This window comes from Streptomyces sp. NBC_00091 (assembly GCF_026343185.1).
Taxonomy (GTDB): domain Bacteria; phylum Actinomycetota; class Actinomycetes; order Streptomycetales; family Streptomycetaceae; genus Streptomyces.
In genome coordinates this window covers 225,113-247,197 of sequence record NZ_JAPEMA010000004.1, presented here as the reverse complement: position 1 = coordinate 247,197, position 22,085 = coordinate 225,113, and the positions used below count along the sequence as shown (strand labels likewise).

Sequence of the window (22,085 nt, the reverse complement as noted above, 5' to 3'; positions counted from 1 at the left end):
TCACCGGACGGCCGCCATGTGGGTCCGTCTGACGCCGAGTCCGGCCCGGTCGGCTGCCCGCACGGTGCCGTCCGTGCCGCCGATGCCGGTCCAGGGGTCGTCGGCGAGCAGCAGGTGCCCGTCGAGGTCCACCCAGCGGGCCCGGTCTGCGAGGTGCACGGCGGGGGCGATGCCGAGGGAGCTGGCGGTGAGGCAGCCGAGCATCAGGTCGGTGCCGCTGCCGCGCAGGGCTTCGTGGATGCGCAGGGCAGCCCGTACCCCGCCGCACTTGGCGAGCTTGACGTTGACGCCGTGGACCAGTCCGGCGAGCGCGACGGCGTCCTCGTAGGAGACGGCGTCCTCGTCGGCGATGACGGGTATGGGGGATTCCTTGGCCACCCGGGCGAGGGCATCGGGGCTGCCCGGCGCGATGGGCTGCTCCACGGCGGTGACGCCGAGGTCGGCGAAGCGCGGGAGCAGGCCGAGGGCCTGGCGTTCGGTCCACGCTCCGTTGGGGTCGAGCAGCAGGCTCGCCCCGGGGGCTCCGGTCCGTACGGCGTCCACGCGCGCGAGGTCCTCGGCCGGATCGGGGGATCCCGCTTTGACCTTGAGGGCGGTGAAGCCGCTCATGGCGAGCCGGGCTGCTTGTGCGGCGGCCGGTACGGGCGCGGTGATACCGATCGTACGGGTGGTAGGCGCGGCCGGAGCGGAGTGCGTGCCCAGCAGCTGGTGGGCGGGCCGGCCGGCCCGTTTGCCGACCAGGTCGAGCAGCGCTGCCTCCAGCCCGGCGAGCACACCGGCCGGCAGCTTCGGCAGGCCGGGCAGCGAGTCGGCCAGGTGTTCGTCCCACGCGGTCTCGGGGTCGGGCAGGTGCTCGACGGCGGCGCGCGCCGTGGTGAGGTGCCGGAGGATGCGAGCAGTGGGCAGGCCGAGGAAGTCGCTGCTGACGACTTCTCCCCAGCCGGTCAGGCCGCCGTGCTCGATCGCGACCCAGACGGCGTCGCGGCGGGCCATCACCGAGCGGGAGATGCGCAGCGGCTCGGCCAGTTCCAGTTCGGTGGTGTGCCAGGTGAGTCTCATGCGGCACCTCCCCGCGTCGGTGCGGGCAGGTGCGGCCGGGTGGCCGCGCGAGGGTCGACGACGGTGCGGCAGCGGGTCCAGCCGACGGCCTCGGTCGCGTACGGGTGTGCGATCTCCAGGGGGCGCAGGGCGAGTTCGGCCCGGTCGAGGCCGTGGGCGTGACAGAAGTCGTCGTCGTAGACGGTGCCGAGGTAGCGGTGCGGGCCGTCAGGGAAGACCGTAGCGACGACCGCGCCGGCCTCGACGCGGGCGGCCCAGGCCGAGACGAGTGCGACGGCGCCGGTGCTCCAGCCGCCGCTGACGAAGCTGGTACGGGCCAGCCTGCGGCAGGCGTCGACCGCTTCGGCGGGGCCCACCCAGTGGACCTCGTCGAAGGCGTGGTGGGCGACGTTGCGCGGGTGGATGCTGCTGCCGAGCCCGCGCATGAGGCGGGGGCGGGCGGGCTGGCCGAAGATGGCGGAGCCGACGGAGTCGACGCCGATCACCTTCAGCCTCGGCCAGCGGCGGCGGAGCGGGCCGATGAGCCCGGCGCTGTGGCCGCCGGTGCCGACGCTGCACACCAGGACGTCCAAGTGGTCGAGCTGCCCGCTGAGTTCGGCGGCCATGGAGAGGTAGCCGGCGGCGTTGTCGGGGTTGTTGTACTGGTCGGGCCAGTAGGCGTCCGGGATCCGGGCCAGAACCTCGCGCAGCCGGGCGATCCGGGCCGCCTGCCAGCCGCCCTCGGCGGCGGGCCGGTCCACCAGCTCCAGCTGCGCGCCGTACGCGCGGAGCAACTGCCGCATGGAGGATTCGAGTTCGGCGTCGCCGACGAGGACGACCGGGTGGCCGAGGGCCTGCCCGGCGAAGGCGAGACCGACCCCCAGGGTCCCCGAGGTGGATTCGACCACGGTGGCGCCCGGGCGGAGTTCGCCGCGCTGCCGGGCGCCGCGCAGCATGGACACGGCCGACCGGGCCTTCATGCCGCCGGCGCCGAGGCATTCGAGCTTGGCCCAGAAGCCCGGGTGGGCGTAGGGCAGTTCCGTACGGATCCGCGCGAGCGGGGTGCGGCCGACCAGCGTCAGCAGCTCCGGGTTCGTACTGTGGACCGGCGGCCGGTACAGCAGTTGTGCGACGGTCACCGGGTGCCTCCGTAGCGGTGGATGACTCCCGGGCCGCCGTCGAGCCAGAAGAAGGGGTACGGCTCGGCGGACACGGCGCTGACCCCGGCGCCCAGGAAGCGCGGGAGGACCGCGCTGCCGGTCTGCGCGAACATGACCAGGGGCTTGCCGGTGGCCGCGGCATGGTCGAGCAGCGGCTGGAAGGTCCCGTTCCCGAGGGTCATGCCGGAGGCGAGAACGGCGTCGCAGCGCTCCAGCTCCGCGAGGGCATCGGTCCGTACCGGCTCGCCCCACTCGGTGGCGCCGCCCTTGAGGTCGCAGGGCACGTATCCGAGGCCGCGCGCACGCAGCTGTTCCAGCAGGGAGTTGACCACGCCGATGACGAGGACCCGGCGGATCCCGCTCGCGGGCAGCAGGTCGACCACGGCGCGAGCGCGGGCTCGGGACCGGTGCAGGGAGCTGCCGGCCGGTAGGGCGTAAGGGCGGGCGCCATGGTCGGGGGTATGGGGGCGTACGTGGCTCAGGTACGCGTCGAGCGCGGCAACCCGCACGGGAAGCATCGGGTGGCCGAGGAGTTCGGCCACCGAGGCTCCGACACAGTCGTCCAGTGCCGCCGCGGGCAGGGCGCCCGGCTCCACGGCGCAGGACCCTACGGCCGCGTCGAGGCGCAGGCTGAGCACCTCGTTGCGGTAGCCGCTGCTGCGGCCGGCGTGGCGGACCGCCTGGGCGGTGGTGAAGGCGAGCGCCATGCGTTCCTGGGCGGGGTCGGGACCGTACGTCCCGGTGCGGACCGCCTCGACGAGCTGGTCGATGGTGCGTACGGCGGGCTCGTGAAGGGTGGGTGCGGTCATGCGGGCACCACCGAAGGCAGCTCGGACGGACGCTCTTCAGCCGGACACTCTTCAGCCGAACACTCTTCATACGTGGGGTGCAGGTGCGCGAGGAGCCGCTCGGCGGCTTCCCTCGCCCCACTGCCCTGGGTGTCGGCGGTCATGATGTGGCCGAGGTATTCGTTGTTGCTGGTCGCGGCCCGTACCGCACGGCCCGGCTCGGCAAGGGTGAGCTCCAGGACCCCGGGCTGCGCCCTGACCTCGTCGGCGCCCGCGATGCCCTCAAGGGTGCCGGAGGTGTCGGGGAGCAGGAAGGCGATGGCGGCGCTGTGCACGCCGGTCGCACGCGGCGTGAGATCGGGCGTACGGCCGAGGGCGACGTCCACGCAGGCGGCGGCCAGGTCGATGCCCGTCACGTGCCGGACGAGTTCGGTGATCCGGTTGCCGGCGGGCCGGGGGTTGACCTCGACCACCTTGGGACCCTCGGGCGTCAGTTTGATCTCGGTGTGGCACACGACGTGGTCCAGACCGAGGGCCTTGATCGCAGCCACCGCCGTATCGACCGCTTCCCGTTCCGACTCCGGCGTGATGCCCGCCGGAAACATGTGGCCGGTCTCGATGAAGGCGGGCGCCCCACCGATGCTCTTGTCCGTGACACCGACCACGCCGATGACACCGCCGAAGGAGACGGTCTCGACGCTGACCTCGGGGCCGGTGAGCAGTTCTTCGAGGAGGAGAACGGGGCTGCGGTCCTGCCCGCGCGCGTTGACCGGGAACTCCTCCAGCGCCCGGCAGGCCGCCTCCAGCTCGCGCTCGTCGCGGACCTCTCGCACCAGCATCCCGGCACACAGGTCCACCGGCTTGACCACCAGCGGATAGCCGATCTCCCGGGCGGCGGCCGCGGCTTGTGCCGTGTCCGCGCAGAGCGCGAAGCGGGGGCCCGGTACCCCGGCCTCGGCCAGCACCCGGCGGGTCAGGTCCTTGCGGCAGGCAGCCTCGACGGCCTCGGCGGCTGGGCCGGGCAGGCCCAGCCGCTCGGCGATCCGGGCTACGGCCGGCAGGTAGTAGTCGCAGGAGGAGACGACCCCGTCGAAGGCGAGCACCGCGTGCAGCCGTTCCAGGTGGGGCAGCAGTTCCTCCATGTCGTTGGTGTCCGCGGTGATGATGTTGCGCGCCGCCAGCAGCGGGTGCGGGCCGTCGGAACCGGCGCCGCGCAGGTAGTGGTGCAGGTCCCGGGTGACGAACGTGAACTCGTGCCCGCCCTCCCCGATCGCCCTGGGCAGCAGCCTGCTCATCGACCCCACCCAGCTCTCGACAACCAGCAGATGCGCCAAGGGACTTCCTCTCAAAATGCCGTCACGACCGCGAGGCATACCTGCGAAGCGGACTGCCTGACGGGAGACATCCGCACCGAACCGAGGAGGAAGTTACCTGAAATCGTTTTCATTTCCAATAGAGTGGATTTCCGATAGCCTGCCGCTCACGAGACCGGAGTGCCGGAAGGGAGCCACCGAGCCATGAGAGACCTGCCGCAGGGGCAAGAGACCGGGCCGTACGTCGTACGGCACGCCAGGCCGAACGACGTAGCCGGCGCGCGGAGCGTCATGCTCGACACGTTCTACCGGGAGTTCGACTACGGGTACGTACCCCAATGGCACGACGACGTCGTCGACATCGTCAGCACCTACCTCACGCATCCGCGCCACGCCCTCGTCGTGGCGGTCCTCGGCGAAGAGGTGGTCGGCACCACCGCGCTCAACTCCCGGGGCCCCGCCCACCCCCCGCACCCCCGCTGGCTCACCGAGCGCTACCCCTCGGGGCGCACGGCGCAGCTCCTGCGGGTGTACGTGCGCCCGGACCACCGCAGGCACGGACTGGCCCGCGCCATGGTCAGGACAGCCTGCGAATTCGCCGCAGGCGTCCCCGGCTACGACGCCATCTACCTGCACACCAACGTCGACATCCCCGGCGCGGAAGCCTTCTGGCGCAGCATCGCCGAGGAAGTCTGCGACGCCCGGACAACGGGCGAGCACGGCGGCTACGGGACCGTCCACTTCGAAATCCCGATCCCCGTGGCGGCCACCGCCGACCGATTCGGCAGCTAGCCAACGAAGCACTTCTCCTGCGGGGCCCGCCCGGGTACGTAGTCACCCATGCGCGGTAGGTGCCCGTACGGCGTGCTGCTGACCACGCCGGCGCTGCTCGTATCGGCTTCTGCGGAGGTGTCGGCCCTTCCTCCGCCTCCTGGAGGCGATTCCCATGCGTACCACCGGCGAGCGCGGCCGCATCTACCGAAGGTGCAGCTGCCGCGACGCCTTGCGTTGCTGCGGAGATTCTTGGAGGGCGAGGCGGACGGGTTCAACGCCGGCCCGAACCAGAGCGTCGCCAACTACCTGACCGCCTGGCTCGCCGCCAAGGCCCTCGTGCTCAAGCCGACCACCATGGCCCGCTACCGGGACTACGTCCACAACGATCTCGTCCCCGCCTTCGGGACCCTGAAACTGGACGAGCTCGGGCACCGGCACATCGCCGCGTTCGTCACCAGCGAGCTCGCCGCCGGCCGAGGCCAGACCACCCCCTACCGCTGCCTTGCCACCCTCTCCAGCGCCCTCGGCGACGCCTTCCGCCAGCATCGCCTCGCCCACAACCCAGCCAGCCCCCCGGCACTTCACCGTCCACCATCCCCACCATCAGGCAGACCCGGACATGGCCGACCTGTTCGAGTTCCTCATCGGCACCGGCATGCGTAAAGGAGAGGCCCTCGGTCTGCACTGGGACGACGTCCACCTGGCCGAGCGTGTCCTCTATGTACGTTGCACGCTCTCCGCGATCGACAACAACCACCTCGTCATCACCACGCCCAAGACCCGTACCAGTCGGAACTGGGTCGCCGTCTCACCCCGCGTCGCCACCGCACTCGAGCACCGGGCCCGGTCAAGGGCCCGCCGCCACAGCGACCCCAGCGATCCATTCACCGGACTCGTCTTCTGCAGACCCGACGGCCGACCCCTGCGACCCCACACCGTCCTCGACCGGGCTCCGGCAACTCTCCAAAGAGGCCGGCGTACCGCAGGTGACCGTTCACGACCTGCGGCACCTGGCCGCCACGATCACCGTCACCGCCGGCGTCCCCCTCACCGTCGTCTCCAAGACGCTGCGGCACTCCACCCTCTCGACCACCGCCAACGTCTACAGCCACCTCACCCAACAAGCCGCCCGCGAAGCCGTCGACACCATCGACCACATCCAACACCTCCACGAAGCCCTCAACCGGCTCCGCTCCCCCGCCCCGACCGGCTTCCACCCCACCGCCAACCAACCCCAAAGCGGGCGTGCGACCACAATGCGACCACCAGTATTCCGGGCATGGAAGAGGCCGCCCTCCCATGCGCGAGAGAACGGCCTCCGACCTGCGTAAACGCTGATCGGGACGACAGGATTTGAACCTGCGACCCCTTGACCCCCAGCGCGCACACCGTATGGTCCCCAACTGGTCCCCAGGGGCGCCTCGGAGGAGCACTCGCGGCAGACCCTCCGAGGCAGCCAGGGTGGGCAGCATCGTTCCCCTCGGTGGGAAGTTCACCGAGGATGTCCCGCTGGGGCCGACGGGAAAGATCCCCTCGGTTGTCACGCCTCCGCGTCAGGCAAGGGCAAGCTCCATTGCACTCCGGAGTGCAGGACCCTGCGCACCACGTCCAACGCGGAGGGCATCGCCCTTCCCTTCGGCGACGCGGTAGAACGACTCTGCACGCATCGCGGCTGGGCCCTGCCGACGGACAGCCCCATCCTCCGCAACGCTGTTGGGAGGGGATCGGCGGTCCAGGCCATCCGCGCGGACCGTTTCCGATCTTGCTCCGGGAAGGGTCCGTTTGTGAGATCGCCGCGTGTGACGGTCTATACCTGGTCCACGCCGGTCTTCCCCGTGGGTGGGCGCCGTCGGGTGTGGAGGCGGCTGTTGTTGTCAGGACGGCGTTTCCTGGGCGAGTTGGCGTTCGAGAGGAGTGCGGTAGCAGGGGGTGACGCGGGTGGTTGCAAGGAAGGTGGTCAGGCGGTCGATCTCGTCGTTGACGGCGGTGCGGGCGAGTGTGCCCGGGTCGGTGAGGAGGTGGTGGTTGATGTGTCCGTCGGGGTTTTGGGCCCAGGCTCCGATGATGCGGCCGTTCCACCAGATGGTGGGGCCGATGTTGCCGTTGCGGTCGAACAGCGCGGCGGTGTGGGCGGGATCGAGATACCAGTGGCGGTGGCGCCATCCCATCGGGGTGGGGTCGAGGCTGGGCAGCAGTGCCGCGCCGGGTTCGCAGGGCGTGAGGGGTTCGAGGTCTTCGGGCAGGAGGTAGCCGGTGCCTTCGTCGAGTTCTACGGCGTGGGCGCCGGTGGCGGCGATGGCCTTGCGGGTGTCGCGGAGGTTCCAGCCGGTCCACCACTTCACATCGTCGGCCGTTGCCGGTCCGAAGGCCGCGAGGTAGTGCCGGGCCAGTGTGGTTCTCGCCTCGGTGGCCGGCACGGCGGGCAGCGGCTGGGCGGGCGCCCAGCGGAACTGTGCCGAGGTCCACGATCCGGCCGGCCGGGAGCGGCGGATGCGGCCTTCGGCCGCGAGGACGCCGAGGACGGTTGCGCTGACGCGCTGGCGGGACTCGTACGCCTTGCCGGGAAAGATGATCAGCTGCTCGCGCAGGGCGGGCACGTCCGCGGCCAACTGGGCGGCGGTCGCCTCGCCGCGTGCCGCCATCGCGGCGAGGGTGTCCTGTTCCGCGGCGGTGTAGCGCCGGTGGTCCCAGCCGAGGGCCTGACACAGCTTGTCCATCGAGTCGGCCCGGAGGCGGTCGGTGTTCTGGACGGTCGCGGATCGTACGGCGGGTGCGAGGCGGGCGGGGACGACGAACATGGTCCGGCGCATGCACCGTACGCGCTCCATGGCCGGCCCGTCGGCCGCCCGCTGGTAGAGGGCCTGGTCGATGGCGTCGACAGTGGGCCCGGACATGCGGGCGGCCGCGGCGAGGAAGACGGTCGCGGGATCGGTGGCGTGCAGGCCGATGAGGGCCCCGGCCACCTCGTGAGCGGTGTGCACGCGGGCGGAGGGGGCCAGCAGCTGCAGCCGGGCGAGACGGGCGCGGCGCTGGGCGGCGGTGATGCGGGGCAGGGCGGTCGTCATGGCAGCGGGTCAGCGGGCCTGGTGGATGCAGAACGGCTGGCCGGAGGGGTCGAGCAGGATCGTCCAGTGTTTTCCGCCCGGCTGGTGGGCGGGTTTGGTGGCGCCCATCCGGAGCAGCTGCTGCTCGGCGGCCCGGACGTCGGGGAAGGTCAGGTCCATGTGGAAGGGCAGGTCCTCCTCGGGCCAGTTGGGGGCAGCGAAGGTCTCGGAGGTGTAGAAGAGGTACATCGAGCGGCCGAGGTGGAACGCGAAGGCGACGGGGTCACCCTGCGGGCCCGGGTAGGTCTGGCTGACCTCCGTACCCAGTGCGGTGGCATAGAAGTCGGCCAGCACGCGGCCGTCACGGGCCCACATCGCCTGGCACATGATCTTCCCGTCCAGGGGCGTCGGATTGTTGGTGCGGGTCATGGGGTTCCTCTGTTCTGGCGGCCGGTGCGCTCGGATGCGGGTGGGCCGAAGGGGGGCAGCCTCGACGGGGCGGGGGGGGCCGAGGCCTGGTCGGTCCAGGCTGGTTGACCGCCCGCTCGCGGAAGGCGAGCGGATGCCGGGGCGCCGGGAGGGCTGCCTGCCCTCCCGGCGGTGGGCGACGTGAGCTGCACTTGGCCGCCCGATGGGACGGCCAGGAGTTCCGGCCGGCCGGCCGGGTCGTCGCGTTAGTTGTGCGGCTGCAGGATCTCGTGCCAGGTACCGGAGTCGTCGCGGAAGACCGCGGAGGCGCCCCACGGCTTCTGCTGCGGCTCCTGGATGAAGGTCACCCCCCGCGCGGACAGCTCCTTGAAGGCCGCGTGGCAGTCCTCGACGGTGAACGTGCAGCCGACGAGTGCGCCCTTGGCCAGCAGCGACTTGAGCTGCTCGGCGGACTCCGGGTCCTGCGCCGGCGCTCCGGGAACCATCAGCGTGAGCTGCACCTCCGGCTGGTCTTCGGGGCCCACGGTCACCCAGCGCATGCCCTCGCCCAGCGGCATGTCGGTGCGCACCTGAAGGCCGAGCTTCTCGGTGAAGAACGTCTTGGCCGAGTCCTGGTCCAGCACCCAGACGGTGACCGTGTTCACTCCAGTAATCATGATCTTTTTCCCTTCGTACGCAGCACATCTGACCCCACGGTCAGTGAGGAGGTGCTGTCTTCATTGGTGAGGAACCGCAAGCCCCAGACGGCCATCGGTTGTACCCGTGCTCCACCCGCCTGCGGGCGGGAACCTCTACTCCCCGTCCAGCTGGCGGCGCCCCGGGACTACGGAGATCCCGGCTCGGGAAGGGGTGGTCTTGCCGACCGCCGAGGCGGTTCCTCACCGCTTGGATGTTTTCGACGGTAGAGCCCCTTTAGGACACCTCGCGTCACTAATGCCTGGCAGTCTGAAAGACATGACCCAGGACCTGCCCGCCCGCATGCTGCGCCTGCTGTCCCTGCTCCAGACCCGCCGCACCTGGTCCGGCACCGAACTCGCCGAACGCCTGGATGTCACTCTGCGCACCATCCGCCGCGACATCGACCGGCTGCGCGCGCTGGGCTACCCGGTCGAAGGCACCACCGGCCAGGCCGGCGGCTACCGCCTGGCCGCCGGTGCCGCCATGCCGCCCCTCCTGCTGGACGACGAGGAAGCCGTGGCCATCGCCGTCGCCCTGCGCACGGCCGCCGCCGGTGTGGCGGGGATCGAGGAGACCGCTGTGCGCGCCCTGGCCAAGCTGGAACAGGTGCTGCCCGTCCGCCTGCGCCACCAGGTCGCCGCCATCCAGGCCACCACCGCCCCGCTCCCGCTGCCGTGGAGTACCGGCCCTACGGCGGATCCCTCCACGCTGGCCACCCTGGCCGCCGCCTGCCGCGACCACGAGATCGTCGCTTTCACCTACAGGACCGGCGGCGGGGCGCTCGGACAGCGCCGCGTCGAGCCGCACGCCCTGGTCGCCGCCGACCCCGTCTGGTACCTGGTCGCGTACGACATCGAGCACGAGCAGTGGCGGCTGTTCCGCGTGGACCGCATCACCGACCCGGCCCCCACCGGCCACCGTGTCACCCCCCGCGAGCTGCCCGCCCCGGATGCGGCCGCGTACGTCGCCGAGCGCCTGGCCGGCGCCCCGGCCCGCTACACCTTCCACGCCACCGTGCCCGCCGACGCCGACACCGTGCGCGCCCGCACCTACTCCCTCCCCGGCCGCGTCCGCGCCCTCGACGCTCACAGCAGCGCCATCGACCTGACCGCCAACAACCCCCGCCACATCGCCCAACAACTCCTGGGCATCGACCTCGGACCCGACGACACCGTCCACGGCACCCCCGAGCTCGCCCCCTACCTGGAGCGGTCGGGCCGGCGCCTGCTGCGTGCCGCCCGAGCCCTCACCCGGCACGACGAGAACAGCACCGAGGACTGCTGACGGTTCTCGGCGCCGCGGGCGGCCGGGCCGGCCGGGCTACTTGGGCGGCAGCTCCGCGGTGACCTCCATGGCCCACGTCAGCCAGTCGTCGAGGACCTCGTCGTCCAGGGTCTCCTCGGCCAGCACCACCCAGCCCTGCTGCTCCTTGCCGCGGAACACCAGCTGCTTGGTGCCGGGGCGGGCCAGGGCCTCGTCCATCCCGTCCGGGCCGACGCGCACCATCAGGCCCTCCTCGTACAGATTGGCCAGCGCATTGCCCTGCAGGAGGAAGGTGATCCCGCCGAACATCTTCTTCGCAGTCACCCCCTCCGGCTCCAGCCGCTCCTTGATCCGCTCCGCCAGAACCTCGTCAAAAGCCATGGCCACAACCTCTCTCACGGGACGCCGTCCCGGTCAGCGGACGACCTTGATGCCGAAGCGGGCGCCGCCGAGCGCGAATTGGATGGCGCTGTGCATGTGGGCGTACATTTCCATTCCCCTCGAGGAGACGATCGGCCCGAGGTCGAGGACGTCCTGCCAGCCGTAGGCCCGCAGCAGCGCGGCGACCTGCTCCTTGGCGTCGGCGTCCTCGCCGGCGAGGAACATCGTGTGATCGCCGCCGCCGATGGCCTGGGGTTCGACGACTGTGTCCTGCTCCTGGGTGACGCAGGCCTTGACCACTTTCGTCTCGGGCAGGGCGCGCTGGATGCGCTCGCCCAGGCTGTCGGAGTCCACCGGGTCCAGGGCGGGCATCACCCCCCATGGCGTGGGCCAGGGGTGTTCCCGCTCCGGGTTGTAGATGAAGGGGACGGCGTAGTCCATGAGGGTCTTGCCGGCCAGGTGTTCGCTGATCGCGGTGAGTTCCCTTACCGCGTTGGCGCCGTCGATCCCGTTGATCACGAGGTCGGCGGTTCGGGCCGCTTCGCCAAAGGTCAGGAGCTCGATGCCGGGGTGGCCGGCGAGCCACTGTCCGAACGGCGGGGTGCCCATGAAGTCGGGCTCGGTGCGGCCGAGCGTGACCTGGGGGTCGCGAGTGCCGACGACGACGTCGTGGCCGAGTTCTGAGAGCTTGGCGGCGTGCGCGCGGCCTCCGCCGCCGGTGCCGAGGACTGCGATCTTCATGCCGACACTCCGTTCGCGTTGCCGTTCTCGCACAGGAACCAGTGGTTGCCCCACGGGTCCTCGAAGACCGCGACCTTGACGGGGCCGGTCTGCCGCGCCGGTGCGGCGACCTTGCCGCCGTGCCGCTCGACCTCGGCGAGAGTGGCCTCGATGTCCTCGGTCCCGAGGAAGGGCACCGCCTTGCCGGTCTGCCAGAACTTCGACAGGTCGCCGGACTGCGGGTTGCCCTCCCACATCAGCCCGACCTGGGCGCCTCCCGGGCCGGTCCCCATGATCGGGTAGCCCGGGATGTCCGCCTCGACGGTCCAGCCGAAGGCGTCCAGGTAGAAGCGGCGGGCGTCGTCGTGCGCCTCGTGGGGGACGGTGACGTCCACCAGGTTCAGGGGGTGTGCGTTGCTTGCCATGACTCTCTCCGTTCGCAGGCCCCCCGCCGACTACTCCACCACCATAGCATCAGTACGGACGTCCGTACCAGTAGAGTGATGCGAGAGTGACCCGTACACCGAGAAGGAGCCTGACCACAGTGACCGAGAAGACCCGCCGCACACGCCGACACGACCCCAACCGCCGGGAGCGGATCACGGAGGTGGCCGAGGAGCTGATCGCCGAGCGCGGGCTGGAGGGACTGACCCACCGGGCGATCGCCGAGCGGGCCGACGTCTCGCTCTCCTCGACCACCTACCACTTCGCCGACCGCGAAGCACTCATCCGCGCCGCCCTGGAGCACGCCGCCGAACGCTTCGCCGGCTTCGTACGGTCCTGGGCCCAGGAGTACGCCGATGCCACCCCCGACCAGGTCGCCGAGGGGCTGGCCGACAGCGTCATGGCCTGCCTGGGCGAAGGCCGCACCAACGCCGTCGTCGACTACGAACTGCACGTCGCCGCCCTGCGCCGCCCGGAACTACGCGAAGCCGCCAGCCGCTCGGCACGGATCAGCACCGAGGTCATGACCCCCCTGGTCGGCCCCATCGCCGCCGCGACCATCCCCCCGCTGATGACCGGACTGTGCCTGCACGCCATGACCGCACCCACACCCCCCACCCGCGACGAGGTCCTCACCATCCTCCGCAACGCCCTGCGCCCGCCGCAGTGAGCAGAGCATCGGACGGCAACGGACACACCCCCTCATTCGTGCCCGTCCTGGTCGTCGTCACGTTCGACCGCGTCCGGGTCGCGCAGCGGCCGCAGGCCCTGCGCGGGGCCGCTCGCCGCGATGTCGAACAGGTAGCGGCCCAGGAAACCGATGCGGGCGGTCCTTGAGCGGGGAGAGGCGGTCCACGTCCTCGTCCCTGATCTCGTGGCCCTCGGCGCGCAGCTGGGCGACGGCGACGTCCAGATAACGGGCGTTCCAGAGCACGACGGCGTAGAGGACGAGACCGAGGGCCGCGAGCTGGTCCTCCTGCCCCTCCCTGTAGGCCTGGCGTATCCGCCCGCGGCCCCCGTGGCAGATCGCGCGGGCCAGGCGGTGGCGGGACTCCTACACGGTGAGCTGCCGGTTCATCAGGCGGCGGCAGGCGCACGGTCAATCACGGTGGTTGAGAGCCCGCGTCAGCTGTCCGGTTCGCAGCTCGGGCGGGGTCGAGTTCGGCTCGTCGTCCCTCCAGCGCCCGGTTCAGGTCGACATTCCGTTGTTCAAGCTGCGTAATGCGGCTGGTGAGTTCAGCGACATCGGCGGCCGCCCCAAGGCCGGAAGATCACCAGACTTCTTCGCCGAGCGCCTTCGACAGGCGTTCTTCAAGCTGATGGACGCGGGCGGCCAGGCGGGCGATGCCGGCGGCGGTCAGCGATGTCCCGTTGCTTCGGGCGGCAGTGATCGCGCTCTTCACGCGGGTGCGGCGGCGTTCGGTGTCGGCCTGGCGGCCGCCGTTTATGGTGGCGGTCACGACTGGTGGGCCCTTAGGCGTCGGACGTCGGCCAGGGGTTGGCCGACGCGGGGCATGCCGAGGTGGACGGTGCGGGAACGGCGGACGGGGGAAGACCGTTCGCGGACCAGGCCTCCTCAGCCCGGTCCAAATTCCACTATTTAGGCTGGTCAGCGGGTGGTGCACCGTCTGTGGGCCGAGCTGCCAAAGCGGCACTTGGCGCAGAGACAGGGGGAAAGCGCAGGTCACAGGGGCGCATGGGTCGTGGTGGTCGCAAGTGGTCGCACGAGACTGGAGGTGTCGACCTTTCCTCCACCTCCTGGAGGCGATCCCCATGCGTACCACCGGTCGGCAGGGTGTTTCTCCGCGTCGGGCGCGGGAACACCGCACGGCTCCTTGACGGCGCCGGCCTGGCATGTCCCCCGACGGACGCAGCCCACCGTCGTCTCGCCTGCTTCCACGCCAGCGGCTGCCTGCCTCGCTCACGCCCCACTCCAAGGTCAGACACCGCCGTCAACCCCCGTCCTTTCATGATCTCCATGGTGTGACAGAACGGCTGCCACGCCGAAACGGCCTCAGCGGGCTGGCAAGCTAACGATCACCGGCAAAAGATCTACTTCCCCCCATGCCGAGAAGGAGCACCCTTTCATGTCTCAGGCCCTTACCGAGAAGTGCGACCGTCTCTTCGCTATCTACGATGCTGACGGCAATGGCCACCTCGACAGCAACGACGTCGACATCATGGCCCGCAAGATCCTCGAAGGCGGAAACGTTCCCGCCGACTCCGCCAAGGCCAAGAACATGACCGAGGAGTTCCGCTCTTGGTGGCGGTCCCTGAGCGACCTCGCGGACGCCGACGGCGACGGCATCATCACCCGCGAGGAGTTCCGCACCGCCCTCGGCGGGCTCCCCGCCCCCCAGCTCCGCGAAACCCTCCAGCGTGCCGTCGACGCCCAGTTCACCGCCCTGGATGCCGACGACGACAACGAGATCCCCCTCGATCTGTTGGTCGCCGTGTTCACCCACGGCGGGGTCTCTCCTGAGGACGCCGCCGAAGCCGCCCGGGCGCTGGATGCCAACGGCGACAACACCATCACCCGCGACGAATACGTCAGCGCCTGGGTCACCTTCCTCACCAGCGACGACCCCGACGCCCCCGGCAGCCGAATCCTCGGCCGCCTCAACTGACAACCGCCACCAGGACCAGCCCCGCGCTTCGGCCGGCCACCCCTGACACCGCCGCCCGGCGGCTTCGCAGGATCGCGGCCAGCCGGCACTCGTGCCCCTGCTCCGGCCCACCGGGCTGGGGCAGGGGCACGAGCCGCGCCAAGGCGTGCCCGTCCCCTGGTGGCCCGAAGGCCCGCCGGGAGTCGACGAAGCCAATGCTGTCGACCTGGCGGGCTGAACGCGCAGCAAGGGGGTACCCGGCGCCCCCGGGCGTGACGAAGCCGTACGGCACGCGCCGCTCGCCGTTGTTCGCGACCTCTTTCGCGTACCGAGCCCCGGCCCGCAAGTCCGCTGCGCCAGCAGTCGGTCTCCGGGAAATGACCTCGATTCCATTCTCCGGCCTGCCGGGCATTTTGGGGGCAAATTCCGCAGGTTGGATGCGTTCTTGGACTCATCAATAGTGTTTCAAAATGACAGGCGATATTTTGAGAAGTTGGCAGGCGTTGCCTGATCTTTTTGCCCGGCAGGTCAGTGCGTCGCCATCGGCGGTGGCGGTGACAGGTCCCGACGGCGACCTCACCTATGCGGAATTGAACGACAGGGCGAATCGGCTGGCGTTACTGCTGTCCTCACATGGTGCGGGGCCTGGCGCCACGGTCGCGTTTTCGCTCGGCCGGAACCTGGACTATGTGGTCACCGTTCTGGCCATCGTGAAAGCGGGCGCCGCATATGTGCCGCTCGACCCGGTCTATCCAGACGAGCGGATCGCCATGATGGTCAGCGACGCGGCCCCCAAGGTGGTGGTGGTTCAGCAGGAGACCGCCCCCCGCGTCCGGGTCTCCACCTCGGCGGGGTCCCCGTCCGTGGTGGTGGTCGATGCCCCCGACACACTGGTCGCTCTGGCTGACGGCTCGGACTCTGAACCCGTGCCGCCTGCCGCGGACATTCGGCCGGCGGCGGAACGTCCCGCCTACGTGCTCTTCACCTCGGGATCTTCGGGCCGCCCCAAGGGCGTCATGGTCACTCATGCGAATATCGCGGCTCTCGCCCTGGACCAGATCTTCACGACTCCGGCGCACCGGGTCGTCCTTGCTCATGCCCCGCAGTGCTTCGATGCGGCAACCTACGAATTATGGGTTCCACTGCTGAACGGTGGACGGATCGTGCTGTCGCCGGGTGTGCTCGAGCCCGATCGGCTGGGACAGCTGATCGCAGGCCACGGAGTCACTGGGATGTTCTTGACCGCGTCCTTGTTCAACTTGTGCGTCGAGCTGGATCCCTCCGTGTTCTCGACCCTGTCCGAAGTGCTGGTGGGAGGAGAGGCCTGCTCTTCTCCGGCGATGCGGGCGTTTCTCGAGGCCTGTCCGCAGACAAGGCTCCGCAACGGATACGGGCCCACGGAGACCACCACGTTCGCGACGCAGCATCCGACCGACCGGGAGGACACCTTCCTGCCCTCCGTACCGATCGGGCGCGCACTCGACGGAGATGTTGTTCTCGTCCTCGACGAGCAGTTGCGTCCGGTGCCCGTCGGCGGGGTGGGCGCGCTGTATGTGGCGGGGGCGGGCGTGGCCCTGGGATATCTCGGCCGTCCTGCGGCCACGGCCGAGCGTTTCGTGGCATGCCCGTACGGTCCGCCGGGCCAGCGGATGTACCACACCGGTGATCAGGTACGCCGCCTCGAAAGCGGTGCGCTGGAGTTCCTGGGCCGTCTCGACGCCCAGGTCAAAGTCCGTGGGCACCGGATCGAGCCCGGGGAGATCGAGTCGGCGCTCGTCAGCCGGCCAGGGGTGGCCCAGGCCTGTGTGGTGGCCCACGGGGACAAGGCGGATGAAAAGCGGCTCGTCGGCTATGTCGTGGCGGAGTCGTCTTGCGACCTTGAAGAACTGCGTGGGCACCTCCGTCGCGTGCTGCCGGCCCATCTGGTGCCGGACCGGATCATCGTCATTGACGCGCTGCCCCTGACCATCAACGGCAAGGCCGACCGAACCGCTCTGGCAGCCAGACCTCTGCCTGGAGGCCCGGTGGATCCATCGGGCGACCTCGACGACGAGCCGGAACACGGCGTAGCCGCATTATGGAAGTCCCTCAACCTTCCACTGCTTGGTCTGCACGACGAATTTCTGACCGCGGGCGTCAGCTCGCTCGATCTCGCCCGGTTCACCTTCCGCCTTCGTCGCATGCGCGATAGCGGCCTGTCGCTGGCGGACGTATTCAAGGCGGGGAGCCTGGCCAATGTGGCCAGCCGACTGCGCTCCTCGACGCAGTCGAAGCCCGCGGATCAGTTCGTCCCCGTCGATGCTGGACGGCCACGCCCGGAACCGCTGCGCCTGTCCTCCGGCCAGTTCGGCCTCTGGCATCTCACCCAGTTCAGCGAGACGACCGCTGCCTACCACGTTCCCCTGCTGATCCCGATGCGTACGGAGGTGGACCCGAAGGCGCTTGGCGCCGCGTTACGGGCCGTGGTCGCGAGGCACGAAAGCCTGCGTACCGTGTTCCCCACCGCCGATGGGGAGCCCTTCCAGAAGGTGCTGTGTGCCGATGTCGCGCACCCCGCAGTACGGACCTGGGACGTCCATCCAGACGAACTCGACCTCGTGGTGCGCCGACTCGCCTCGGAGCCGTTCGACCTCACGGAAGACCTCCCGCTGCGGGCCGAGGTCCTGCGGACCGGTCTTTCGCAGACTGTCGTCCTCCTGGTTCTGCATCACATCGCCTGCGACGGCTGGTCGATCGCCCCGATCTGCCGCGACCTGGCCTCGGCCTACCGCGATGCCGTGCAAGGCCGGCTGCCGAACCTGGCCGCCCTGCCGGCTCAGTACGCCGATCACTCCCTATGGCAGGAGGCGGTCTTCGCCTCCGGTCGAGACGGGGCCGGCCCTGCCGCCCGGCAGAGAGACTTCTGGGCCCAGACGCTGGCGGAGCTCCCGACGGAATTGCACGGGCTGACGGATCAGCCGCGCGAAGCTTCGAACGCCGCAGGTGCCGTATCGGCCTTTTGGGAACCGCCACTGCACCAGGCCCTCTACGAGACTGCAGGCGATCACCGGGTCACTCTCTTCATGGTCCTCCAGGCCGGCCTGGCCGCCGTTCTGACGCATCGAAGCGGAAGCTCGGACATCCCACTGGGGACAGTGGTGGCCGGCCGCGGTGATCCGGTCCTCGAAGACCTCGCCGGGTACTTCGTCAATTCTCTGACGCTGCGTACGGATACCTCGGGTGACCCGAGTTTCACCCAACTACTCGATCGCGTCCGCGCATCAACCCTCCTCGCGTTCGACAACCAGGACCTGCCCTTCCAACAGGTCGTGGAAGTGGTGCGGCCGCAGCGGAAGTTCGGTCGCAACCCGCTGTTCCAGACGGCGCTGGTCCTGCAGAACACCCCATGGCCGATGACGGATCTCAACGGCGACCCCGCAGAAGTGCTGGTGCCACCCAACGGCACCAGCAAGTTCGATCTCTATCTGGAGTTCCGGGAACGGCGCGACGCGTACGGAGCCCGTGGCGGCTTGGAGTGCCGCGCCGAGTTCAGCGCACAGCTTTACGACAAGGCGACCGTTGTCGAGTTGCTCACTCAGATGGAGCGGCTACTGAGCACCGCTGCCCATGACCCGTCCCTGAAAATCAGTAAATTGCCGGCCACCGACGCGAAAGAGCCCACTCATATGCCCTTGCCGCTCTCCTCTCTGTTCGAAGACCAAGCGGCAAGCCACGCGGAGGAAATCGCCCTCAGCAGCGCAGAAGGTGAACTGACCTACCGCGAGCTCAATTCCCGGGCGAATCGGCTGGCCCGCCTGCTCATCCGGCACGGGGCGGGCCGGGGGAGGCCGGTGGCACTGGCTCTTAGGCGTTCGCCCCATCAGATCGTCGCGGTCCTCGCCGTGCTCAAAGCAGGCAGCTGCTACCTGCCGCTGGACCCCGAACGCGCGGCCGAGCAAATCCCGCACATGGTCGAGGATTCGGCTCCGGTCCTCGTCCTCTCCGAAGTCGGCCTCATGAACCGGCTGCCCGACGCACTCCGCCCCGACGTACTGCTTCTGGACTCGCCGCAGACCCAACGCCTCCTGGCCGCCGAGCGTGCGTCCGACCTCACCGACGAGGACCGGCAACGCCCGGTCACAGGAAACGATCCCGCGTACATCATGTACACCTCCGGCTCCACAGGCCGGCCCAAGGGCGTTGTGGTCACCCAGGCGAACATCGCGGACTTCGCACTGGACGCGGTGTTCCAGACCCCTGCCCAAGACCGCGTGCTCATCCATTCGCCCCTGGGCTTCGACGCCTCGACCTACGAACTATGGGTGCCGCTGCTCAACGGCAGGCAGATGATCCTGGCCCCTGCGGGCCCGCTCGACATCGAGTCCCTTGCCGGGTGCATCCGCGAAAGGAGGATCACCGCGCTGCTGCTGACGGCGAGTCTCTTCCAACTTCTCGCGCAGGAGGATCCGGCCAGCCTGGAAAACGTGTCGCAGCTGTGGACCGGAGGAGAGGCGGTACCGCCCGAGGCGGTCCGCCAAGTTCTCCTGAACTGCCCGGGTCTCACGGTGATCGATGCCTACGGCCCCACCGAGGCCACCGTCGCCATCACCACGCACAGCCTGGATCAGGCGGGTCAGGTGCCCGAGACGGTGCCTGTCGGCCGCCCTCTCGGCGCCCACCAGATCTATCTCCTCGACGAGCACCTCCGGCAGGTTGCCCCCGGAGAGGTCGCCGAACTGTACGTTGCGGGGCCCGGGGTGGCCGACGGCTACGTCAACCGGCCGGTCCTGACGGCCGCCCGCTTCGTCGCCTGCCCTTTCGGACCCCCTGGTGCACGGATGTACCGGACGGGCGACCTCGCCCGTGTCCAGGCGGACGGGGCGTTCGTCTTGATCGGCCGAACCGATGACCAGCTCAAGATCCGCGGACGCCGGATCGAACCGGGCGAGGTGGAGCACGCCGTGCGCCGCCACCCGCAGGTCTTGGGAACCGCAGTGGTCGCGCATGGGGCCTCGCCCGCCGACAAGCGGCTGGTCGGCTACTACACCGCCGAAGCCGACCTCAGCCCGGCCGCGTTGCGCGCCTGGCTCATCGGCGAGCTGCCGGACCAGCTCGTGCCCGACCTGATGGTCCGATTGGACCAACTGCCCCTCACTGCCAACGGCAAGACAGACCGGGCGATGCTGACGGCGCTGCCGCTCGAGATTGCTCCAAGCGCCGGCCCCGCGGCCGTTCCGCAGAGCGACCTCACCCGGAAGGTGGCCGCGCACTGCGCCGAGGTCCTCGGGATTCGGCACATCGGTCCCGGCGATGACTTCTTCGGGCACGGAGGAACGTCCATGCTGGCGACGCGGCTGGTCGCAAGAATCGTCCGGTCGTTCGAGTTGCGTCCGAAGGACAGCCGGAACCTGCTGAAGGCACTGCTGCACGACTCGACCGTAGACGCGCTGGCCGGCGCCGTGGCACGGGCGCTCACGCCGGACCAGGCCACCGCGCCCCAGCGAACGGTCCCCGATTTCGCCGCCGAGTCGGTCCTCGATGCGGGACTGGGCTTCCCCCGTCAGCGAGAAGGCTCGCACCGCCGCCCCCAGCACGCGCTCCTGACCGGTGCGACTGGATTCCTGGGCGCGCACCTTCTGGCCGACCTGCTGTCCAGAAGCGACATGACCGTTCACTGCCTGGTCCGAGCCGCTGATGACGCCGCCGCGACGCTTCGCATCAAGGAGGCGCTGACGACCTACGGCCTGGACGGGCCAGACCTCGACACCGCACGGATCATCGCGGTGGCAGGCGACCTGGCCGGTGACCGACTCGGTCTCAGCCCGGAACACCACGCATGGCTGAGCGACAACATCGACCTGATCTACCACAACGCCGCATGGGTGAACTTCCTCTACCCCTACAGCGCCCTCAGCCCGGTCAACGTCGAGGGAACCCGGCAGATGATTCGGCTCGCCGCCGGCGGACGCTCCAAGGCCCTCCACTACATTTCCACCCAAGCGGTCTTCTCCTCAGCGGGACTCTTCGGCGTCCGGGCGGTGGACGAGGCGGACGTTCCCAGCCACCCCGATCACCTGTTCATGGGCTATCCCGAGACGAAATGGGTGTCCGAGGAGCTCATCCGCAAGGCCGGTGGCCAAGGTATGCGCTACGCCATCCACCGCCCGCACGATGTCACCGGCCATTCGAAGAGCGGGAACTGGAAGACCGACGGGTTCCTCTGCACGCTGATCAAGACATTCGTCGCCATGGGCGCCGCGCCCGACTGCAACCTGCCGATGGATTTCACCCCGGTGGATCTCGTCACCGGGGCCATCGTGCAGATCTCGCTCGACCTGCCCGCCGACGGATCCGCCCACCACCTGAACAATCCGCGCTACGCGATCCTCGGCGACCTGGTCCGCCACCTCAACGAAGCAGGCCATCAGGTGGATCAGATCCCGTGGGACCAGTGGATCGACCGGCTTCTCGCCTTCACCGGTGAACGACCTGAGTCCGGTATCGCGCCGTTCACCCCTCTGTTCACGGAACGGTGGGGCGCGCAGCGCAAGAGCGTCGTCGAGCTCTACCTCGAGGACAGCATGCCGATCTTGTCGTGCGTCCGGACGTGGAAGCTCGTCGGAGAGCTCACCGGTACGAGCTGCCCACCCACTGAGGACCTCCTCAGCGGCTACATCGGCCAGCTCACCGCCAATGGATTCCTGACCTCTGAAAACCGTGGAGATTGATGTGGAGACCAACCCTTTCGACGACCAGAGCGGTGCCTTCCACGTGCTCGTCAATGAGCAGGGCCAGCACTCGCTCTGGCCGGAGTTCGCCGAGGTGCCGACCGGGTGGCGCACTGTACTGGCCAGCTCCACCCGCCAAGCGTGCAGTGCCTACATCACCGCGCACTGGACCGACATCACCCCCCATACGACGAAGCCCTGAGACGGAAGCCGAGAACGCAGTGGAGCCAACCCTGAACGAGCGGGTCGACCGCCTCCTGGCCAACGCTCGATTCACCACGCTCGCCACCCATGACGGCAGAACGCCCTGGGCCGCGACCGTGAATTTCGTCGCGCTGCACCGACCGCTTCGGCTCTTGTGGGCCTCGATGGCCAGTGCGAGGCACTCTCGCGACATCGCCGCGGAGCGATCTGTCGCCGGTTCCATCTATATGACGGGTCTGCCTGGTTTCGGCCTCGATGGAATGCAGTATTCGGGAACAGCGCGTTCGATTGAACACGAGTCTGAAGTAATCGCATTCCATAAGACTTTCTACGATCTCAACTTTCCGGATGAGGCGGTCCGCCAACAGCTCCTACTGCCTCCAGAGACGTATTTCCGCGACGGGGGCCGGCGGCTCTACCTCCTGACCGTCGAGCAGTACTGGCTACTGGACATCGACCGATGGCTCATCGACATGACGGACCAGCGGATCGAAGTTCCCGCAGAAATTCAGCCCGACCGAAAGGGTTAGTCGATC

The 22,085-nt window shown here is 69.4% G+C and carries 19 protein-coding genes and 2 pseudogenes; 9 read left to right on the top strand and 12 right to left on the bottom strand.

Annotation, left to right across the window (positions count from 1 at the left end; genetic code table 11):
* Genes OOK34_RS34255 through OOK34_RS34240 form a run of 4 tightly spaced genes read right to left on the bottom strand, consistent with a single transcriptional unit; the run spans position 1 to position 4,320 of the window.
* Positions 1-1,059, bottom strand: coding sequence for a dipeptide epimerase (locus OOK34_RS34255; RefSeq protein WP_267038068.1), 1,059 nt, complete (start codon positions 1,057-1,059; stop codon positions 1-3).
* The gene (locus OOK34_RS34250; protein WP_267038067.1) at positions 1,056-2,177 is read right to left on the bottom strand and encodes a PLP-dependent cysteine synthase family protein; all 1,122 of its coding nucleotides are present in this window, start codon (positions 2,175-2,177) and stop codon (positions 1,056-1,058) included. Before OOK34_RS34250 ends, OOK34_RS34255 begins: the two co-directional genes overlap by 4 nt.
* Positions 2,174-3,007 (bottom strand): DUF364 domain-containing protein, encoded by an 834-nt coding sequence (locus tag OOK34_RS34245; RefSeq protein ID WP_267038066.1) that lies wholly within the window; start codon positions 3,005-3,007, stop codon positions 2,174-2,176. Before OOK34_RS34245 ends, OOK34_RS34250 begins: the two co-directional genes overlap by 4 nt.
* Complete coding sequence (locus OOK34_RS34240) at positions 3,004-4,320, bottom strand: ATP-grasp domain-containing protein (RefSeq protein WP_267038065.1); 1,317 nt, start codon at positions 4,318-4,320, stop codon at positions 3,004-3,006. The genes OOK34_RS34245 and OOK34_RS34240 overlap by 4 nt, the downstream gene beginning before the upstream one ends.
* A gap of 183 nt (positions 4,321-4,503) precedes the next feature.
* Between OOK34_RS34240 and OOK34_RS34235 the strand changes: the two genes are divergently transcribed.
* The 3 genes and pseudogenes from OOK34_RS34235 to OOK34_RS35530 all read left to right on the top strand — a co-directional run bounded on the left by OOK34_RS34235 (position 4,504) and on the right by OOK34_RS35530 (position 6,404).
* Positions 4,504-5,091 carry a GNAT family N-acetyltransferase gene (locus tag OOK34_RS34235; protein WP_267038064.1) on the top strand — a complete coding sequence of 196 codons (588 nt, stop codon included), beginning with the start codon at positions 4,504-4,506 and terminating at the stop codon, positions 5,089-5,091.
* A gap of 72 nt (positions 5,092-5,163) precedes the next feature.
* Positions 5,164-5,736, top strand: coding sequence for a hypothetical protein (locus OOK34_RS34230; protein ID WP_267038063.1), 573 nt, complete (start codon positions 5,164-5,166; stop codon positions 5,734-5,736).
* Positions 5,693-6,404: pseudogene (locus OOK34_RS35530) on the top strand (tyrosine-type recombinase/integrase). The gene OOK34_RS34230 and the pseudogene OOK34_RS35530 overlap by 44 nt, the downstream one beginning before the upstream one ends.
* A gap of 543 nt (positions 6,405-6,947) precedes the next feature.
* Here the strand turns inward: OOK34_RS35530 and OOK34_RS34220 are convergent.
* From OOK34_RS34220 to OOK34_RS34210, 3 genes are all read right to left on the bottom strand, one after another.
* Complete coding sequence (locus OOK34_RS34220; protein ID WP_267038061.1) at positions 6,948-8,138, bottom strand: winged helix DNA-binding domain-containing protein; 1,191 nt, start codon at positions 8,136-8,138, stop codon at positions 6,948-6,950.
* A 9-nt stretch (positions 8,139-8,147) separates the two neighbouring features.
* On the bottom strand, positions 8,148-8,546 hold the full coding sequence (locus OOK34_RS34215; RefSeq protein WP_267038060.1) for a VOC family protein: 399 nt from the start codon (positions 8,544-8,546) through the stop codon (positions 8,148-8,150).
* 245 nt (positions 8,547-8,791) lie between these two features.
* On the bottom strand, positions 8,792-9,202 hold the full coding sequence (locus OOK34_RS34210) for a VOC family protein (RefSeq protein WP_267038059.1): 411 nt from the start codon (positions 9,200-9,202) through the stop codon (positions 8,792-8,794).
* A gap of 298 nt (positions 9,203-9,500) precedes the next feature.
* On the opposite strand from OOK34_RS34210, the gene OOK34_RS34205 reads away from it, so the two are divergent.
* Entirely contained in the window at positions 9,501-10,508 is a 1,008-nt protein-coding gene (locus tag OOK34_RS34205; protein WP_267038058.1) for a YafY family protein, read from the top strand.
* 36 nt (positions 10,509-10,544) lie between these two features.
* On the opposite strand, the gene OOK34_RS34200 is transcribed toward OOK34_RS34205, so the two are convergent.
* The 3 genes from OOK34_RS34200 to OOK34_RS34190 are packed head-to-tail and all read right to left on the bottom strand — an operon-like array spanning position 10,545 to position 12,013.
* Positions 10,545-10,868 (bottom strand): TfoX/Sxy family protein, encoded by a 324-nt coding sequence (locus OOK34_RS34200; RefSeq protein WP_267038057.1) that lies wholly within the window; start codon positions 10,866-10,868, stop codon positions 10,545-10,547.
* Between the two features lie 33 nt (positions 10,869-10,901).
* On the bottom strand, positions 10,902-11,609 hold the full coding sequence (locus tag OOK34_RS34195) for an NADPH-dependent F420 reductase (protein WP_267038056.1): 708 nt from the start codon (positions 11,607-11,609) through the stop codon (positions 10,902-10,904).
* Positions 11,606-12,013, bottom strand: a complete 408-nt coding sequence (locus tag OOK34_RS34190; protein WP_267038055.1) for a VOC family protein — start codon at positions 12,011-12,013, stop codon at positions 11,606-11,608. Before OOK34_RS34190 ends, OOK34_RS34195 begins: the two co-directional genes overlap by 4 nt.
* Positions 12,014-12,132: 119 nt before the next feature.
* On the opposite strand from OOK34_RS34190, the gene OOK34_RS34185 reads away from it, so the two are divergent.
* Positions 12,133-12,702: a TetR/AcrR family transcriptional regulator gene (locus OOK34_RS34185; RefSeq protein ID WP_267038054.1), complete on the top strand. Its 570-nt coding sequence runs from the start codon at positions 12,133-12,135 to the stop codon at positions 12,700-12,702.
* Positions 12,703-12,734: 32 nt separating this feature from the next.
* Here the strand turns inward: OOK34_RS34185 and OOK34_RS34180 are convergent.
* Positions 12,735-13,119: pseudogene (locus OOK34_RS34180) on the bottom strand (Tn3 family transposase); the annotation flags it as partial.
* A 184-nt stretch (positions 13,120-13,303) separates the two neighbouring features.
* Complete coding sequence (locus tag OOK34_RS34175; protein ID WP_267038053.1) at positions 13,304-13,492, bottom strand: hypothetical protein; 189 nt, start codon at positions 13,490-13,492, stop codon at positions 13,304-13,306.
* Between the two features lie 627 nt (positions 13,493-14,119).
* On the opposite strand from OOK34_RS34175, the gene OOK34_RS34170 reads away from it, so the two are divergent.
* The 4 genes from OOK34_RS34170 to OOK34_RS34155 all read left to right on the top strand — a co-directional run bounded on the left by OOK34_RS34170 (position 14,120) and on the right by OOK34_RS34155 (position 22,079).
* A complete protein-coding gene (locus OOK34_RS34170; RefSeq protein ID WP_267038052.1) occupies positions 14,120-14,659 on the top strand; it encodes an EF-hand domain-containing protein in 540 nt (179 codons plus the stop codon).
* A gap of 449 nt (positions 14,660-15,108) precedes the next feature.
* Positions 15,109-21,345, top strand: a complete 6,237-nt coding sequence (locus OOK34_RS34165; RefSeq protein WP_267038051.1) for a non-ribosomal peptide synthetase — start codon at positions 15,109-15,111, stop codon at positions 21,343-21,345.
* Position 21,346: 1 nt separating this feature from the next.
* Positions 21,347-21,547: an MbtH family protein gene (locus OOK34_RS34160; RefSeq protein WP_267038050.1), complete on the top strand. Its 201-nt coding sequence runs from the start codon at positions 21,347-21,349 to the stop codon at positions 21,545-21,547.
* Positions 21,548-21,566: 19 nt separating this feature from the next.
* Positions 21,567-22,079, top strand: a complete 513-nt coding sequence (locus OOK34_RS34155) for a pyridoxamine 5'-phosphate oxidase family protein (RefSeq protein ID WP_267038049.1) — start codon at positions 21,567-21,569, stop codon at positions 22,077-22,079.
* Positions 22,080-22,085: the final 6 nt, after the last annotated feature.

Coding starts and splice junctions, on each gene's coding strand:
- OOK34_RS34255 (WP_267038068.1), bottom strand. CDS start 1,059: ATGAGACTCACCTGGCACACCACCGAACTGGAACTGGCCGAGCCGCTG.
- OOK34_RS34245 (WP_267038066.1), bottom strand. CDS start 3,007: ATGACCGCACCCACCCTTCACGAGCCCGCCGTACGCACCATCGACCAG.
- OOK34_RS34235 (WP_267038064.1), top strand. CDS start 4,504: ATGAGAGACCTGCCGCAGGGGCAAGAGACCGGGCCGTACGTCGTACGG.
- OOK34_RS34220 (WP_267038061.1), bottom strand. CDS start 8,138: ATGACGACCGCCCTGCCCCGCATCACCGCCGCCCAGCGCCGCGCCCGT.
- OOK34_RS34215 (WP_267038060.1), bottom strand. CDS start 8,546: ATGACCCGCACCAACAATCCGACGCCCCTGGACGGGAAGATCATGTGC.
- OOK34_RS34210 (WP_267038059.1), bottom strand. CDS start 9,202: ATGATTACTGGAGTGAACACGGTCACCGTCTGGGTGCTGGACCAGGAC.
- OOK34_RS34205 (WP_267038058.1), top strand. CDS start 9,501: ATGACCCAGGACCTGCCCGCCCGCATGCTGCGCCTGCTGTCCCTGCTC.
- OOK34_RS34200 (WP_267038057.1), bottom strand. CDS start 10,868: ATGGCTTTTGACGAGGTTCTGGCGGAGCGGATCAAGGAGCGGCTGGAG.
- OOK34_RS34195 (WP_267038056.1), bottom strand. CDS start 11,609: ATGAAGATCGCAGTCCTCGGCACCGGCGGCGGAGGCCGCGCGCACGCC.
- OOK34_RS34190 (WP_267038055.1), bottom strand. CDS start 12,013: ATGGCAAGCAACGCACACCCCCTGAACCTGGTGGACGTCACCGTCCCC.
- OOK34_RS34170 (WP_267038052.1), top strand. CDS start 14,120: ATGTCTCAGGCCCTTACCGAGAAGTGCGACCGTCTCTTCGCTATCTAC.
- OOK34_RS34165 (WP_267038051.1), top strand. CDS start 15,109: ATGACAGGCGATATTTTGAGAAGTTGGCAGGCGTTGCCTGATCTTTTT.